Annotated in this window: 13 protein-coding genes; 1 reads left to right on the plus strand and 12 read right to left on the minus strand. The window is 66.5% G+C overall.

The annotated features are described in order from the left end of the window. Positions 1-7: 7 nt before the first annotated feature. Positions 8-766 (plus strand): 3-hydroxyacyl-CoA dehydrogenase, encoded by a 759-nt coding sequence (locus AC1D29_RS23645; protein ID WP_477902058.1) that lies wholly within the window; start codon positions 8-10, stop codon positions 764-766. Positions 767-837: 71 nt separating this feature from the next. On the opposite strand, the gene AC1D29_RS23650 is transcribed toward AC1D29_RS23645, so the two are convergent. The 12 genes from AC1D29_RS23650 to tadA form a co-directional block, all read right to left on the minus strand. Continuing rightward, positions 838-2,097 (minus strand): hypothetical protein, encoded by a 1,260-nt coding sequence (locus AC1D29_RS23650; RefSeq protein WP_477902060.1) that lies wholly within the window; start codon positions 2,095-2,097, stop codon positions 838-840. A gap of 83 nt (positions 2,098-2,180) precedes the next feature. Beyond that, the gene (locus AC1D29_RS23655; protein WP_477902062.1) at positions 2,181-2,618 is read right to left on the minus strand and encodes an ExbD/TolR family protein; all 438 of its coding nucleotides are present in this window, start codon (positions 2,616-2,618) and stop codon (positions 2,181-2,183) included. 15 nt (positions 2,619-2,633) lie between these two features. Next, positions 2,634-3,059, minus strand: a complete 426-nt coding sequence (locus tag AC1D29_RS23660; protein WP_477902064.1) for an ExbD/TolR family protein — start codon at positions 3,057-3,059, stop codon at positions 2,634-2,636. A 34-nt stretch (positions 3,060-3,093) separates the two neighbouring features. Continuing rightward, on the minus strand, positions 3,094-3,921 hold the full coding sequence (locus AC1D29_RS23665; protein WP_477902066.1) for a MotA/TolQ/ExbB proton channel family protein: 828 nt from the start codon (positions 3,919-3,921) through the stop codon (positions 3,094-3,096). An 81-nt stretch (positions 3,922-4,002) separates the two neighbouring features. Next, positions 4,003-4,593 carry a hypothetical protein gene (locus AC1D29_RS23670; RefSeq protein ID WP_477902068.1) on the minus strand — a complete coding sequence of 197 codons (591 nt, stop codon included), beginning with the start codon at positions 4,591-4,593 and terminating at the stop codon, positions 4,003-4,005. Positions 4,594-5,080: 487 nt separating this feature from the next. Beyond that, positions 5,081-7,903, minus strand: coding sequence for a TonB-dependent receptor plug domain-containing protein (locus tag AC1D29_RS23675; protein ID WP_477902070.1), 2,823 nt, complete (start codon positions 7,901-7,903; stop codon positions 5,081-5,083). 249 nt (positions 7,904-8,152) lie between these two features. Further along, a complete protein-coding gene (locus AC1D29_RS23680; protein ID WP_477902072.1) occupies positions 8,153-9,985 on the minus strand; it encodes an ABC transporter ATP-binding protein in 1,833 nt (610 codons plus the stop codon). After that, entirely contained in the window at positions 9,978-11,420 is a 1,443-nt protein-coding gene (locus tag AC1D29_RS23685) for an ABC transporter permease (protein ID WP_477902074.1), read from the minus strand. Before AC1D29_RS23685 ends, AC1D29_RS23680 begins: the two co-directional genes overlap by 8 nt. A 7-nt stretch (positions 11,421-11,427) precedes the next feature. Next, the gene (locus tag AC1D29_RS23690; protein WP_477902076.1) at positions 11,428-12,411 is read right to left on the minus strand and encodes an ABC transporter permease; all 984 of its coding nucleotides are present in this window, start codon (positions 12,409-12,411) and stop codon (positions 11,428-11,430) included. Next, positions 12,411-14,597, minus strand: coding sequence for an ABC transporter substrate-binding protein (locus AC1D29_RS23695; protein ID WP_477902078.1), 2,187 nt, complete (start codon positions 14,595-14,597; stop codon positions 12,411-12,413). The genes AC1D29_RS23690 and AC1D29_RS23695 overlap by 1 nt, the downstream gene beginning before the upstream one ends. A 157-nt stretch (positions 14,598-14,754) precedes the next feature. Continuing rightward, complete coding sequence (locus AC1D29_RS23700) at positions 14,755-15,714, minus strand: LD-carboxypeptidase (protein WP_477902080.1); 960 nt, start codon at positions 15,712-15,714, stop codon at positions 14,755-14,757. A gap of 1 nt (position 15,715) precedes the next feature. Next, positions 15,716-16,258, minus strand: a complete 543-nt coding sequence (gene tadA, locus AC1D29_RS23705; RefSeq protein WP_477902082.1) for a tRNA adenosine(34) deaminase TadA — start codon at positions 16,256-16,258, stop codon at positions 15,716-15,718. Positions 16,259-16,293 lie beyond the last annotated feature (35 nt).

Genomic DNA, 16,293 nt, shown 5'->3' on the forward strand with positions numbered 1-16,293 from the left:
CCTCATCATGGAAATCGCAGGCAAGGTGTTCATCGTCACCGGCGGCGCCTCGGGCCTCGGCGAAGGCACGGCGCGCATGCTGGCCGGCCATGGCGCCAAGGTCGTCATCGCCGACTTGCAGGCCGAGCGCGGCCAGGCTGTCGCGGCCGAAATCGGCGGCGTCTTCGTCAAGTGCGATGTCAGCCAGGAGGCCGATGGCCAGGCCGCCGTCGCGGCAGCCACGGCGCTCGGCAAGCTGGTCGGCCTGGTGAACTGCGCCGGCATCGCGCCCGCCATCAAGACGGTCGGCAAGGACGGCGCCCACCCGCTGGCTGCCTTCAGCAAGACCGTCACGGTCAACCTGATCGGCACATTCAACATGATCCGCCTTGCGGCCGAGGCGATGGCCAAGAACGAACCCGAGTCGACCGGCGAACGCGGCGTGCTGATCTCCACCGCCTCGGTCGCCGCCTACGACGGCCAGATGGGCCAGGCGGCCTACTCGGCATCCAAGGGCGGCGTGGTCGGCATGACGCTGCCCATCGCCCGCGACCTGGCCCGCAACGGCATCCGCAACATGACCATCGCACCGGGCATCTTCGGCACGCCCATGCTGTTCGGCATGCCGCAGGAAGTGCAGGACGCGCTGGCCGCCAGCGTGCCCTTCCCGAGCCGCCTGGGCACGCCGCAGGACTACGCCAAGCTGGTGCACCAGATCGTCACCAACGACATGCTGAACGGTGAGGTCATCCGTCTGGACGGCGCGATCCGTCTGGCGCCGAAATGAACGCGCGAGCGCCACAATGAAAAACGGGCCTGGTTCACACCAGGCCCGTTTTGCTTTGGCTCAAGCCTCGATCAGCGCTTGGCGGAACGCGACTGGATGATCCACAGGCGCGCCAGATCGGCAGCGCCTTCCGTGCCCTTGACGGACTTCCAGGCGGCCTGCGCCTTGGCGGACTCGCCGCCCAGCTGGTGGGCCAGGCCCAGATACAGCTTGGCGTCTTCGGGTCGCTTCAGGTTGCCCTTGGAGATGCCCTGCTCGATCTGCTCGACGCCCTTCTTGGCGTTGCCGCCGAAGGCATTGGCCAGGCCCAGCGTCACGAAGGCATTGCCGTCCTTGGCATCCTGGGCGGCCTTTTCGTTGGCTGCGGCAGCGGCCTTGGCTTCGCCGATCTTCTTGACCATCAGGTCGGCCAGGCGCTTGTGGCGGGCACCCTCGGCACCCTGACCCAGCACGCCGGCAGCCAGGCCCTTGTCGACGACCTGCTTGCCCTCTTCCGGATAACCGGCCTGAGCGGCCAGTTGGGCCATCTCCATGTAGTCCTCGGCGCCACGCGACATGTTGCCGGTGGCCAAGCGCAGGCGGTAGAGATCCAGCGCGTAGCGGCTGCTGTCAAAGCTCTTCTTCTGCGGCAGACCGCCGAGAATCTGCGCCCACAGCTTGGGATCGGGGTAGAAGTTCAGCAGCTTCTCGGTCGCCACGCTTTCGGCGTGGGCGTCGCCCTTCTTCTGCGCCGCGAACAGCAGCAGGTTGAGCTTGTCCTTGGACGGTGCACGGCCGGCGCGCTCGTCGGCCGCGATCTCGTCCAGCGTGTCCTTGATGGTGCCGGTCATGTCGCCCGACAGGAACTGCGCGTTCTGCAGCACCTGCTTCATCGTCGGGCTGTTGCCGCCGTCCTTGAAGTAGCGCTGCGCCCAGGTCAAGGCCTTGCCGTTGTCCTTGTTGCGCAGATAGGTGCCGGCGATGGCTTCCATGTACTGCAGCTGCTGGGCCTGCGACAGCTTGCCCGCACCCTTGAGCGCCTCGAAGGAACGCGCCATCGTGTCCGGCTCGTTGGCGCCCATGGCTGCGGAGAAGCGGATGCCTTCGATGGCATTGTTCTCGCCAGCCGTGCGGCCGCCGACGGCTTCGGCATCACGCAGCTTGGCCAGCGCTTCCTTGTACTTGTTGGCCTTGACCAGCTTGCTGGCCTCGGTCAGCGGCGTGCCGACTTCCTTGCGCACGCTGTCCTGAGCGGCAGCCTGGCTGAAGCCGAACTCGGCGCCAGGGGCACCATTCAGGGTCAGGGCCAGGGCGCCGACGGCGATTGCCACCACGGTTTTCAAAGTCTTCAACTTGCTCTCCTGCAAAGCAAAAACGCGCCGCCCTCTCGGGCAGCGCGCATCAAAGTATCGGTGTCAGCGGTCCCGAGAGCACGTCACTTGACGTATTGCTCGTTACCAACCATGCCCATCTTCTTGACGCTGTTGCGCTGGGCCGAGGCCATCACGGCAGCAACGACACCGTAGTCCACGAGCTTGTTCGGCTTGATGTGGATTTCGGGCTGATCGGTGACCGACATCGCGCCGATTTCCTGCATCTTGGCGTTCACGGCGTCGATGTTCGGCAGCGCGGCTTCGTCCCAATAGACGGTGCCATCGAAGTCGATCATGACCGTGTGCACGACCGGGTCTTGCTGCGGCGGCTGCGAGCTCGGCGGTGGCATGTCCAGGTTCACCGTGTGCAGCTGGATAGGGATGGTGATGATGAGCATCACCAGCAGCACCAGCATCACGTCAATCAGCGGCGTCGTGTTGACGTCCATCATGACTTCGGGATCACCGCTGCCCGACGAGCTTCCGACATTCATTCCCATGTCTTACTCCTGGGGTCAGTTGCGAGCCGGCGGCTCAGTGACGAAGTTGATCTTCATGATGCCGGCACGCTGGCAGGCAAAGATCACACGACCGACCGACTCGTAGCGGGATTTGTCGTCGCCGCGGATGTGTACCTCGGGCTGCGGGTTCTTGACCGATTCCTTGCCGAGGCGCTTGACCAGCTCCTCCATGTCGGGAATGGCTTTCGTACCCCAATAGACTTCGCCGTCCTTGGCGACCGAGATTTCGATGTTTTCCGGCTTGGTGATGCGGACCTGGTTGGTCTCCTTGGGGAGATTCACCGCGATCGATTGCGTCACCACCGGCACAGTGATGAGGAAGATGATCAAGAGCACCAACATCACGTCCACGAGGGGCGTGGTGTTGATGGTCGAGACCACTTCTTCTTCGCTGGAAGAGGATCCGACGTTCATGCCCATGGCATTGGCTCCTGGATGAGCTGCTGCTCAGGGATTAGCGCTTGGCGACCGAACGGTTACCCATCAGCACGCCATGCAGATCACCCGCGAAGGAACGGACTTGGCTCATGACGCTCTTGTTGCGATTGACCAGCCAGTTGTAGCCCAGCACGGCCGGAACGGCGACGACCAGGCCGATGGCGGTCATGATCAGCGCGGCGCCCACGGGGCCGGCGACCTTGTCGATGGAAGCCTGGCCGGCCACACCGATGGCGGTCAGCGCGTTCAGGATGCCCCACACCGTACCGAACAGGCCGACGAAAGGAGCGGTCGAACCGACGGTTGCCAGGAAGCCCAGGCCGGCGGAGATCTTGGTGTTGACGTCGGCGACAGCGCGGTCGACGTTCATCGTCACCCAGCTGCTGTGGTCGATGTTCTCGGTCAGGGCGCCTTCATGGTGCTCCGACGCGTCGATGGCGGTGGCGGCGATGTAGCGGAAGGCGCTTTCTTCCTTCAGGCTCTTGATGCCATCGGCCAGGCTGGCCTTCTTGAAGAAGGTGGCGCGGACTTCCTTGGCTTCGGAGGCCAGCTTGCTCGTGTCCCACAGGCGCACGACCAGGATGTACCAGGAACCCATGGACATGATGGCCAGGATGAACAGAACCACCTGGTCGACCACGTTGCCGTGAGCAACGATGTTGGCCAGGCTGTAGGGGTTTTCGGTCTTGGCGGGGGCGGCAGCGGCGGCAGGCGCAGCGGCGGCATCGACCACGGCGGCCGAGGCAGCGTCGGCCGGCTTCTGGTCTTGCGCGTGGACGGGCGAAACAGCCAGGGTCGCGGCCATGGCGATGGCGGCAAGGAAGCCGGTGATGCGAGAAATCATGGAGTCAACTCCTAGGAAAGATTCTGGTTTGTGAGGTTCTGGAGGCGCCGTGCCGGCGCCGGGTTCGAAGCGGGTTCTTCTCTACTCGATCTTGAACTGGAACTCCTGCTCGAACACGTGATCGCCCGGGCATTCGTAGGTGTCACGCAGCGTCGCTTCGATGGCTTGGGTCAGGGCGCGCTGCGCCTTGCGATCCACGCCACCACGCAGCGAAGTGATTTCAACGGCCGTGACGCGGCCCGCCTTGACGGTTGCGACAGCCTTGTACAGGGCTTCACCGCTCCAGTTGACGGACGGCATGTCGGGCTTGCCCATCTTGGTGCAGACCATGCCGGCCGTGACCTTGGCCGGACGCGGCGCGGCCGGAGGTGCTGCCGGTGCCGGCGCCGGCGCCGGACGGATCTCGGCAACGGCGGGCGGTGCGACCTGGGTCGACTGGATGGCCGGTGCCGGCGGTGCCGGTGCGGTCACCTGGAATTCAGGCGGCGGAACGAACGGCGGCGGCGGCGCCTTGAGATCCGGCGGAGGCGGCACCACCTTCTCAGGCGGCGGCGGCGGCTTGACCTTCTCCTCGATCACCTTGACGTCGATCGGGCCCGTGACCTTCTTGACGAGATCCTTGGCAAGCCCACTGGCCAACGCCCAGATCGCCACGATGTGGATCAGGACCACGACGCCGAAGCCCGTGAACCGGGACGCGCCCTGCTTCTCCTGCGCAAAATTCATGCGCGCTCCTTCTTGCAACTACAAATCACAGTCAATGACTTCTTTTCAGGAAAGCGGCCACTGGAACGACGGAAGTTGCACCCCCGCCATCGACTAGCTCCCGAAGGGCGTGCATTCTAGATCGCGGAGAGAACGATTCCGCCTCGTCGAAAACACGCAGGCCGGCCGGGGCTTGTAAGTCCGCTTACACCTGGCCGGACCAAAAAAAACGCCCGGTGGCCAGAAGCCGTCGGGCATGCATTTATCGCCACGAACCAGGCGCAGCAAAAACCAGCGCCTCCGGCCAAACCCGGCCATGGCGGCATCTTAGCCCCGCGTTTCGGGCACTTTTCCTGGGGCTAACCCGTGCAGGCGCAACAGCCTGATTACAAGCATCCAGACACAAAAAAGCCGCGCCATGCGGCGCGGCTGGTCTCAGAGCGTCAACTCAGGTTCAGAAGAACTTGTAGTTGATGCGACCGTAGAACTGACGGCCCACCGGGTTGGCGTAGGTGGCGTCGTAACCCGTCTGGAAGTTCAGCGAGTTACGCGACGACGGCGGATCCTGGTCCAGCAGGTTCTTGATGCCGGCGGTCAGCGTCAGCGACTTGGTGGGCTTGATGCCGAACTGTGCGTCCCAGGTCACGTAGGCCTTGACGGTACGCTGGGCCGGGTAGTCGGTGGTGTTCACCGCCGCCGGGTCCGTGTAGTCGTCATAGCTGTGCGTGTAGTTGTTGGTCAGCACGGCGTCGAACATGCCGGTGGACCAGCTGCCGCTGAGCGAGTGCCTCCAGCGCGGCGTGGCACCGAAGTCCTTGAACTTGCCCAGATCGCTCGTCTTGGCACCGCCCACGTACTGGTAACCGTGCGTCACGACCAGCGCGCCGTCGAAGTTCACGCCAAAGGTACCCAGCGACGACTTGAAGCGGTACTGCGAGCTGAAGTCGACACCGGAAGCGTAGAACTTGCCGTTGTTCTCATACGGCAGGTAGACGTAGGCGATCGGGAAACGGTTGTCCTGGCTGCCCTGGATGGGGTTGGCCTGGTTCGGGTCGTTCAGCGGGTCGAAGCGATAGATGAAGTCCTTGTAGGTGCCAGGATTGCTCAGCACTTGGATTTCAGACTTCGGCTGGATGGGGTCCTTGATTTCCACATTCCAGTAGTCGATGCCGAAGGTCATGTCCTTGACCGGCGAGAACACCATGCCGGTCGAGAACTGGCGCGACTTCTCGGGCTTGACGTTCTTGTTGCCTTCCAGCCCGGTGGTCAGTTGGACGTTGCACTCGTTGACCACTTCTTCCAGGTAGTACGCCTGGTTGGTGAACGTGGAATTCGGCAGGGGGACGCCGCCCGGGCAGCGGATCGGGTCGCTCCAGTTTGCACCGGTGTTGTTGCCGACGGTCTTGGGGCGCAGGTTCTCATACAGCGTCGGGGCGCGGTAGCCCTTGGCGATGGAGGCACGCAGCACGAGATCGCGCATCGGCTGGAAGCGCACGCTGGCCTTCGGGCTGAAGCTGTTGAAGCTGGTGCCGAAGCTGTTCTTGTAGTTGTCGTAGCGGGCCGAGAAGTTGGCTTCGAGGTCCTTGATGACCGGGATGTTGATTTCGCCGAACACGCCGTAGACCTTGCGGCTGCCGGTCACGCCCGGAATCGGGCCGCTGCCGCCGACTTCGTCACCGGTTTCCAGCACAGGCTCGGAAATCTGCTTGAGCTTCTCTTCGCGATAGTTGGCACCGAGCGCCAGTGCCAGCGGGCCGGCAGCCAGTTCGACCAGGTCGCGCGACACACGGAAGTCCAGTTCGGTGGACTTGGAGTCGGCAGCCTGCTGGCGGCCGGTCAGCAGCGAGCTGTCCAGTGCAGCCTTGCTGACGGCATCCTGGGCGCCGAAGACGTTGATCTGGCCGGAGGCAACCAGCGGCGTCAGCTTCGCGTAGCTGTACTTGCCGGGGCCGAAGAAGATCTCGCCCTTGTTGCGCGAGTAGACGACGGCCGTGTCGTAGTCCCAGCCCGCCAGCGTGCCGCGGGCGCCGATCAGCAAGCGGTCCGTGTTCGTTTCGGTGATGTCCGAACGGCCACCGCCGGCCACCGTGCGCCAGGTGCCACCGATGGCGCCGGTCGGGGTGACGGGCATGTCGGCAGCGAGCACCGTCGCGGCGGCAAGCGTCGTGCCATTGGGCATCACGTAGCCGGCCGGCAGCGTCATGCCCTTGGGCAGCGTGATCGATTGCGGATAGAAACGACCGTTGGCCGGGTAAGTCATCGCCACCGTGTAGGGTGCCGGCGAGTAGAAGGACTGCGTGCGATCGCGGTTGTGCATCGCTTCCGCGACGATCTGGTTATCAGCGTTCAGCTGGAACACAGCGCGCGCGGCGACGTTGGCGCGCCACTGCTCGGGCACCAGGTCGATGAACTTGACGTAGTCGGTACCGCACTGCGTCGGGCTGGCGGGCGAGCCGAAGGTGGCCAGGCCGAACTCGGGCGCATTGCAACCGAGGTAGCGCAGCGGGTTGATACCGGTGTAGCGGTTGCCGCGCGTGTCGGTGAAGTTCAGGTTGGGAATGCCGTTGCGCGGCGAGGACTTGTTGACGCCCAGGTCAGGACGGACGGCCGAATTGGCGAAGTCGCGGTCCTTGGCCTTGACCGGCTGGACCTCTTCCTTGCCTGCCGTGATCATCACGTTGAAGCGGTCGCGATTCAGGTCGCCGAAACCAGCGGCGGTGCTGACATTGGTGACGTTGCCGCCCACGGCGTCGGACTTGTATTCGCTCCAGGACACTTCGGCGCCCTGGTAGTCCTTGCGCAGGATGAAGTTGATGACGCCGGCCACGGCGTCGGCGCCGTAGATGGACGAAGCGCCGTCACGGACGACTTCAACGCGCTCGACAGCAGCCAGCGGGATGGAGTTCAGGTCAACCGGGTTGTTGCCGAAGGCGAAGTTGGCGACACGGCGGCCGTTCAACAGCACCAGCGTGTACTTGGCGCCCAGGCCGCGCAGATTGGCGGTGGCGGCGCCGCCGGTAGCACCCACGTTGTTCGCAACGACGTTGCCGCCGAAGCTGGAAGGAATCAGTTGCACGAGGTCTTGCACCGTCGTGGCACCGCTGCGGGCGATGTCTTCCTTGGTGACGACCGAGATCGGCAGCGAGGTTTCGGCGGAGACGCGCTTGATGCTCGAGCCGGTGACTTCGATGCGCTCCAGCTTTTGGGCTTCCTGGGCCAGCGCACTCGTCGCGGCAAGCGCCAGGATCGCGCTCGTGATGGTGGTTGTTTTGAACATGGAGACTCCTAAAAAGAGTGGGACCCGCCTTGATACGTGGCGGTGCTGGCCCGGATGGGGCCAATCCTTGACCCGAGCGATAGGCTCAGATTTGGGGGTGCCAGAAGTTTGTGCGGGCGCAGCATGCGCACTGCCCCGTAGATGCCCCTACGCCAAGCAGGGCACACCGTAAACCATTGATTTCAAAGGATTTCTTGCGGTTACTGCGCCTAGAGTGAAACCCCTAGGCGTTGTCCGCACGCGACGAGATCAAGCTCTGGAGACGAGCAATCGCGGCACCGCAGCCAATAGGTCCTGTGTATAGGCTTCGCGCGGGCGGCTCAGAACATCGCCGCAAGCGCCTTGCTCGACGATGCGCCCGGCCCGCATGACGGCGATTTCATCGGCGATGTACTCGACGACGGCGATGTTGTGCGTGATGAAGAGATAGGCCAGGCCTTGCTCGCGCTGCAGGTCGCGCAGCAGATTGAGGATCTGGGCCTGCACGGACACGTCCAGCGCGGACGTCGGCTCGTCGCAGACGATCAGCTTGGGCTCCACGGCCAAGGCGCGCGCGATGGCGATGCGCTGGCGCTGGCCGCCGGAGAACTCGTGCGGCCAGCGCTGCAAGGCGTCGCGGCGCAGGCCGACCTGGTCGACCAGCAGGTGCAAGCGTTGCAGGCGCTGGCCGGCATCCAGTTCGGGGCGCAACGCGATCAAGCCCTCCTCCAGCACCTCGGACACGCGCATGCGCGGGTTCAGCGACGCGAAGGGGTCCTGGAAGATGATCTGGATGCCGCGGCGCGCCTGCACGAGCGCCGAACCACCGAGCTGGAACAGGTCCTGGCCATTGAACAACGCCTGGCCGCTGATCTGGGCCTGACGGCGCAGCAGCTGGACGATGGCCTTGCCGGACGTCGTCTTGCCGCAGCCGGATTCACCGACCAGCGCCAGCGTGCGCCCGGCGTGCAGCTGGTAGCTGACGCCGTCGACCGCGTCGAAATGGCGCGGGCCGCGCCAGAACAGCGGCACCTTCAGCGCAAAGCGCACGCGCAGGTCGCGCACGTCCAGCAGCGGCTCGCCCTGCCCTGTCGGCACGGGCGGCAGCACCTTCGGCACGACGGCCTGGCGTGGCAGCGCGTCGCCGGGCTGGCTGTAGAGCAGGCAGCGCACCTGGTGCTGTGGGCCTTCCTCGGTCAGGTCGGGCACGGTGCCGGCGCAGTGCCCCATGGCCTTGTCGCAGCGCGGCCAGAAGCGGCAGCCCGCGAACTCCAGCCACAGCGGCGGCACGGTGCCGGCGATGGCGGCCAGCGGCTGTCCACGCCGCGCGGCGTCGGGCAGCGCCTGCAGCAGAAGGCGGGCGTAGGGATGCTTGGGGTTGGCGAAAAACTCTGCCGCCGGCGCGACTTCGATGATCTGGCCGGCATACATCAGCGCCACGCGGTGGGCCATGCCGCTGACCACCGCCAGGTCGTGCGTGATCAGCAGCACGCCCAGTTGGCGCTCGCGCTGCAGGTCGCGGATCAGGTCCAGTATCTGCGCCTGGATGGTCACGTCCAGCGCCGTGGTCGGCTCGTCAGCGATCAGGTAGTCGGGCTCGGCGGCCAGCGCGATGGCGATCATCACGCGCTGCTTCTGCCCGCCGGACAGCCGGAAGGGGTAGTCGTCGAAGCGGCGCCGCGGCTCGGGAATGCCGACGCGGGCCAGCCAGTCGATGGCCTTGGCGCGTGCGGCCGCGCCGCGCAGCGGCGTGTGCGCCTGGATCGCCTCGACGATCTGGTCGCCGACGCGCATGACGGGGTTCAGGCTGGTCGACGGCTCCTGGAAGATCATCGAGATGCGGCCACCGCGCACCTCGCGCATCTGACCTTCCGGCAGCGCCAGCAGATCCCGCCCGTCCAGGCGCACGGCGCCGCCGGTGATGCGTCCGCTCTCGGGCAACAGGCGCATCAACGCCAGCGCCGTCATGCTCTTGCCACAGCCGCTCTCGCCGACCAGCGCGAAGGTCTCGCCGCGCGACAGGCTCAGGCGCATGCCGTCGATGGCGCGCACCAGGCCCGCGTCGGCGTCCAGCTGCACGCGCAGGTCGTCGATCTCAAGCATGGTCGGCCACCTTCTTGCGCAGGAACACGCGCGGCCGGGCCGAGCGCGCCTTGGGATCGAACGCGTCCCGCACGCCATCGGCAAACAGGTTGGCCGCCAGCACCAGACCCACCATGAAACCGAAGGCCGCCGCAAAGCTCCACCAGACGACCGGGTCGCGCGACATCTCGGAGCGGGCCAGGTTGATCATGCTGCCGAAGCTGTTCATGACCGGGTCCACGCCCACGCCGACATAGGTCAGCACGGCCTCGTAGAGGATGAGCTCGGAGAAGCTCAGCACCACGGTGATCAACACCAGGTGCATCACGTTGGGCACGATGTGGCGGGCCATGATGCGCAAGTCGCCGACGCCGAAGGCGGTGGCGGCCTGCACGTAGTCCAGCTCGCGCAGCTTCAGCGTCTCGGCGCGCACCAGCCGGCACAGGCCGGCCCAGCCGGTCAGGCCCAGGATGAGGCACAGCATCAGCATCTTCAGGTCCGACCGCTCGGCGGCCGTCTCGAAGAGCTCGGGGTTCTTGTCGAAGAAGACCTGCACCATCAGCACGCAGGCGGCGATCAGCAGCACGTTGGGCACCGAGCTGAGCGTCGTGTAGACGTACTGGATGGCTTCGTCGACCCAGCCCTTGTAGTAGCCGGCCAGCACGCCGAGAAACAGCGCCAGCGGCAGCGTCGCCAGCGTCGACAGCGCACCGATGACGAAGGCCGTGCGCACGCTCTTCAGCGCCTGCACCAGCACGTCGTTGCCGGTGCGGTCGGTGCCGAACACGTGGTAGTGCGGCATCAGCGCGATGACCGGGCCGGCCAGCAGCAGCACAAGGGTCAGCGTCAGCAGGATGGCGCGCAGCGGGTAGAAGGTGCGATCGGCCGCGAGGTCGGCCAGCGCGCCGCGCCAGCCGCCGTGATGGCGGGCCAGCGCCATGGCGGTCAGCGCGACCAGCAGCAGCGCGGCGACCAGGCCGCCGGCCACGCCGAGCGCCGTGCGGCGAGCGACGTCACCCGCCCACTGCGTGGCCGGATCGGCCAGATGCGCACCGCCGAACTGCAGGCGCGGCAGCTCGCGGCTGACCCGGCCCTGCGGGTCGACGACGCTTTCCTTGTTGAAGCCATGCGTGCCCAGCGGCAGCGAATAGCTGACCTCGCGCATGCCGAGCTGGCGCTCCAGCGCCAGGTCCAGCAACGACAGCGTGCGCGTGTCGTAGACAACGGCCTCGCCGGCCGCCGTGGCCAGCGCGTGGCGCAGATGGATGCTGTCCACCAGCGTCACAACGAGGAACAACGCCATCACGACGCCCGCGCATGCCGCCACCGGGTCGCGCAACACGCGGCGCCAGGTGGCCCGCAGGTTGGCCTGTGCCCGCACGCGCAGCGCGTAGGCGATGACGGCGGCCACCATCAGCCACAGCGCCAGGTCGGTCCAGAGCAGCACGAACTTCATGACGACCTCAACCCAGCCTGACCCGGGGATCGACCCAGGTGTAGGCGATGTCGATCAGCGCATTGCTGGCGATGTAGAGCAGCGCGCCGAGGAAGACCATGGTGCGCACGATGGCGAAGTCCTGGCCCGTGATGGCCTCGATGACGAAGGCGCCCAGCCCCGGGATGCCGAAGAAGCTCTCGAACACCAGGCTGCCGAGGAAGACATAGGGCAGATAGCTGCCGGCGCTGGTGATGATGGGAATGAGCGCGTTGCGCAGTACATGGCGCGTCAGCACGCGGCCTTCGCTGAGGCCCTTGGCGCGCGCCGTGCGCACATAGTCCTTGCCCATCTCCTCCAGGAACATCGCCCGGTACAGCCGCGCCTCGCCGCCCAGCCTGGAGAGCAGCGACAGCAGGATGGGCAGGGCCAGGAACTTGACCGCGTCCAGCCCCGGCGCAAAGCCGTTCATGGGCACCAGCCGCAGCACGCGCGCGAACAGGAACTGGCCCACGATGATGTAGAACAGGCTGCTGATGGACAGCATCAGCACGCACAGCACCACGCCCCAGAAGTCGATCTTGGTGTGCCGGAAGAACACCAGCAGCAGCGCGAACGCGATGCTGACGATGACCTGCAGGATGAACAGCGGCAACGCCAGCTGCAGGCTGACGCCCATGCGCACCTTGACCTCGTGGCCGATGTTGACGGCCTGGCGCGCATCACTCTTGCCGAAGTCCAGCGCGAACAGGCTGATCGAGCGCTCCCAAAGGATGGTGTGCGTCACGCGCTCGCCGCCCTCCTTGCTGGCGTCGTAGTACAGCGGCTTGTCATAGCCGCGCTCGGTCTTCCATTTCTCGATCTGCTCCTGCGTGACGCGCTTGCCGCCGATGTTCAGGCGCGCCATGTCGTCCGGCGTGTTGACCGAGAAGAACAGGAAGAAGGTGAACAGGTTGACGCCGACCAGGATGGCCAGGCCGTAGCCCAGGCGGCGCAAGACGAAGCCCAGCATCAGCGTGCACCACCCAAGGCCGTGGCGGTCTCGCGCTTGCGCCAGGCGCGGCGCGTGGCGACGAAGACGGCGAGCCCACCGGCGGCCAGCGCCAGCAGCGGCCACCAGACCGGGTGGTTCCACTCGGCAATCCTGCGCGTGCGCATCTCGGCGTCCACGCGCAGATAGCGCGTCCGGTCGCGCACGACCACGCCGGACTTGCCGTTGTGCACCCAGCTCTGGAAGGCCACGCCCGAGTAGCTCCAGTAGCCCCAGGCCCAGGGCGAGTCCTGGCGGGCGATGTCGTTCATCTGCGCCATCACCTGGACCTTCTCGGGCCCGTCTTCCAGCGACTGGAGCTTGCGGTACAGCCGGTCGAACTCGGGGTTGGCGTAGTTGGACGTGTTCTCGCCCTCGTGCAGGCTCTTGCTGTTGGGGCCGTAGAGCAGGAACAGGAAGTTCTCGGCGTCCGGGTAGTCGGCGAACCAGCCCCACCAGAAGATCTGATGCTTGCCCTTCAGGATCTTTTCCTGGAACTGGTTGAAGTCGGTCGCGCGGATGTCCAGCTGGATGCCCAGCTTGGCGAACTGACGCACCAGCCAGTCGTTCTCGGCCTTCAGCTCGGGCGTCACGACGCGCTGGAAGTCGTAGTTCAGCACCAGCGGTTTGCCGCTGTTCACGTCACGGCCGCCGGGGTAGCCGGCCTCTTCCATCAGCTTGAGCGCATCCGCGATGGAGCGGCGCACCGGCTTGCCGTCCACCAGCCGGTGCGTGACCGGGTTGTACTCGCCCGGCTGGCCCTCCCTGGCGCCAAACACGCCCGGCGGGATGGGCCCGTGGGCCGCGTCGCCGCCCTTGTCGCGGAAGATGCGGCCGTAGCCCTCCTCCCAGTCGATGGCGATGGAGATGGCCTGGCGCAGCGCGCGGTTGCGCTTCTGCTGCTCCGGCGTGTCGCCCTTGCCGACGACGGGGTCCAGCCAGTTAAAGCCCAGGTACCAGTTCGTGATGTCCACATCCATCGGCAGCTTGAAGCCGCGCTGCTCGAAGAATGCCTTCACCTCGTCGGAGTCGTCGCGGTCCACGGCCAGCGTCACCCCCCAGTCCGCGCGGTCCATCTCGGGCAGGTCCAGGTAGCCCTGCTTGAACAGCTCCTTGATCGGCACCCGCTCCTTCACGTTGATCGCGACGACCTTGTCGACGAAGGGGATGCGCTTGCCGCAGTCCGCCAGCAGCCCCGCCTCGGCGTCGCCGGGGCTGCCGTCGCAGGGGTAGGTGTCGGGCCGGTAGTTGGGGTTGCGGCTCATCACGTGCCGGCGGTCCTGCACGTACTCCGTCATCATGAACGGCCCGCTGCCCACCGGCCACTGGTTCCACGTCAGCGAGTTGGCGGCCATGCCGGGCTGGGCATAGAAGGCGTCCACCTCCCAGGGGATGGCCGACGTGAACGCCGTGGCCAGCCAGTACTGCCATTGCGGGTAGCGGCCCTTCAGCCGGATGCGCAGCAGGTGGTCGTTCACGGCCTCAGCGCCCGCCAGCGGCCAGCGGCGCAGGTCCAGGAAGGGCTTGTCACCCTGGCCCGGGGGCAGGCCGGCGAGCTGCTTCGCGCTCTCCTGCTTGAGCAAGGCCATGTAGTCCTTCAGCCCGATGACATGCTCGGAGAACACCGCCGCCACGGGCGCCTCGACGCGCGGGCTGGCGTGGCGCTTGATGGCGTAGACGAAGTCCTCCGCCACGACCTCGCGCGTGCCCTGGTGCGCGAACTCGAAGGGGCTGCGCTTGTCGCCCAGCTCACCCGGCTTCAGGTGGTGATAGCGGTACTGGCCATGCGCGTCCTTGGCGAAAGCCGGGTGCGGCGACCACTTCAGGCCCGGCCGGATGGGCACGTCATAGACGGCCTGCGCGATCTGCGCGTCCGGCGCGTCGTCCGGCAGGCGCTTGCCCTGGGCGTCCAGGTAGTACGGCTTGGCCAGAACCGACGCCGCGCGCGGGATCAGCGTGTACGGCCGCTTCAGCGGGTGGTAGCCGTAGGGCGGCTCGGTGATCTCGTAGGTGTAGGTGCTCTCGGGCGCCGTGTACGACGAGGTCGGGTCCAGGTAGCGCGGCGAGCGCTCCGAGAAGGCCATGTAGAGCGTGTTCTCGCGCTCGGCACCTAGCGGGTGCGGACTGTTGTTGCAGCCGGCCAGCCCCAGGAGCGCCAACGCGCCCAAGGCCCACCTGGTCCAACCGCCGACTCCACCCAACACGACACCTCAAAAAACAAGCGCCCCGGCGCAGGCCGAGGCGATGGTCGAGATCATAGTCGGCGCACTCGTCTATACAACGTCACATCCCGGGGCAAGGCGGCGTGGAAAACCCGGGGTGTCTTCAGTGATGGTCGTGATCGTGGCCATGTGCGCCATGAGCCAGGCGAGCGTCCGACTGCCAGCCCAGGATGGCCTCGCGGCCCTGCACATACAGCTCCACCGTCGCGCCCACCGGCAGGCAGACCTTGGTGCGCACGTGGCCAAAGGGCAGCCCCGTCAGCACCGGCGTCTGGGTGCGGCTGCGCAGCTGCGCCACCGCGTCCCTGATGCCATAGCCCCGGTCCAGCGGCGACTTGGCCGCGCCGCTGAAGTCGCCCAGCAGCACGGCCGCCTGCGCATCGATGACACCGGCCTGCTGCAATTGCAGCAGCATGCGCTCGACCCGGTAGGGGTGCTCGTTGACGTCTTCCAGGAACAGGATGCCGCCCTTGACCTTGGGCCAGTGCGGCGTGCCCAGCAGCGAGCACAGCACGGTCAGGTTGCCGCCCCAGAGCCGGCCGCGGGCCTCCAGGCCGTCGAAGCCGCCGGTGGGTTCGCGAAAGCCCACAGCCTCCAGCGCACCGCTCATGGCCTCCAGGAAGCAGTCACGCGTGACCTCGTCGACACCGCCGTCGGCCTCGCTGCGGCCGAAGTCGTCGCAAGCCAGCGGGCCGGCCCACATGGACAAGCCCTTGTGACGGGCGATGAGGCCGTTCTGCAGCGCCGTCAGGTCGCTGTAGCCGACCCAGCGCGTGCCGTGCTCGATGCTGTGGGCGATGCGCCCCCAGTCGATCTGGTCCAGCAAGCGGGTCAGCCCGTAGCCGCCGCGGGTGGCCAGCGCCACCGAGGGCGCGGCGTCGGCGATGCGGTGCAACGCGTCCAGCCGCGCGGCGTCCTCGCCGGCAAAGCGCTGGTGTTTGGCCAGCGCGTTCGCGTCGATGCCGACCTCGAAGCCCAGCTGGCCCAGGCGCTTGGCGGCGCGCTGCAAGGGTTGGGCCTTGGCAAGCACCCCCGACGGCGTGAACAGGGTCAGTGAGGTCATATCAGGATTCGTCCAGTTCGGTGGCTTCGCCGGTGGGGATCAAGCCGGCGCGTTCCGCGCGGCGCGCGCGCGCCGCCTCGCGCCGCTCGTTGAAGAAGTCGCGCAGCAGCTGCGCCGACGCGTCGGCCATCAGCCCGCCTTCGATGGCGGTGTGGTGGTTGAGCTGGGCCTGACCGAACAGGTCGATGACCGAACCGGCCACGCCCGTCTTGGGGTCGCGCGCGGCGAACACCACGCGCTTGAAGCGGGCATGCATCAGCGCCATCGCGCACATCGCGCAGGGCTCCAGCGTGACGAACAGCTCGCACTCCGGCAGCCGGTAGTTCTCCATCAGCGTGGCCGCGTGGCGCAGCGCGACGATCTCCGCATGCGCCGTCGGGTCGTGCGTCGTGATGGGGCGGTTGTAGCCGGTCGCGATGACCTGGCCGCCGCGCGTGATGACGGCGCCCACCGGCACCTCGCCCACCAGCCAGGCGTTGTGGGCCTGGTCCAGCGCGAGCCGCATCGCGTACTCGTCGGCGGGCGTGAAGAGGGGCTCGGTCATCAGGGGCGGCAGTTTACCCATGGCATGCTTTCACC

This window comes from Roseateles sp. P1_C6 (assembly GCF_056406315.1).

What these genes read in the sequence shown, in the direction of transcription:
- AC1D29_RS23655 (WP_477902062.1), bottom strand. Translation starts at nt 2,618, where the DNA reads ATGGGAATGAATGTCGGAAGCTCGTCGGGCAGCGGTGATCCCGAAGTC.
- AC1D29_RS23700 (WP_477902080.1), bottom strand. Translation starts at nt 15,714, where the DNA reads ATGACCTCACTGACCCTGTTCACGCCGTCGGGGGTGCTTGCCAAGGCC.
- tadA (WP_477902082.1), bottom strand. Translation starts at nt 16,258, where the DNA reads ATGACCGAGCCCCTCTTCACGCCCGCCGACGAGTACGCGATGCGGCTC.
- AC1D29_RS23685 (WP_477902074.1), bottom strand. Translation starts at nt 11,420, where the DNA reads ATGAAGTTCGTGCTGCTCTGGACCGACCTGGCGCTGTGGCTGATGGTG.
- AC1D29_RS23690 (WP_477902076.1), bottom strand. Translation starts at nt 12,411, where the DNA reads ATGCTGGGCTTCGTCTTGCGCCGCCTGGGCTACGGCCTGGCCATCCTG.
- AC1D29_RS23665 (WP_477902066.1), bottom strand. Translation starts at nt 3,921, where the DNA reads ATGATTTCTCGCATCACCGGCTTCCTTGCCGCCATCGCCATGGCCGCG.
- AC1D29_RS23645 (WP_477902058.1), top strand. Translation starts at nt 8, where the DNA reads ATGGAAATCGCAGGCAAGGTGTTCATCGTCACCGGCGGCGCCTCGGGC.
- AC1D29_RS23660 (WP_477902064.1), bottom strand. Translation starts at nt 3,059, where the DNA reads ATGGGCATGAACGTCGGATCCTCTTCCAGCGAAGAAGAAGTGGTCTCG.
- AC1D29_RS23675 (WP_477902070.1), bottom strand. Translation starts at nt 7,903, where the DNA reads ATGTTCAAAACAACCACCATCACGAGCGCGATCCTGGCGCTTGCCGCG.
- AC1D29_RS23680 (WP_477902072.1), bottom strand. Translation starts at nt 9,985, where the DNA reads ATGCTTGAGATCGACGACCTGCGCGTGCAGCTGGACGCCGACGCGGGC.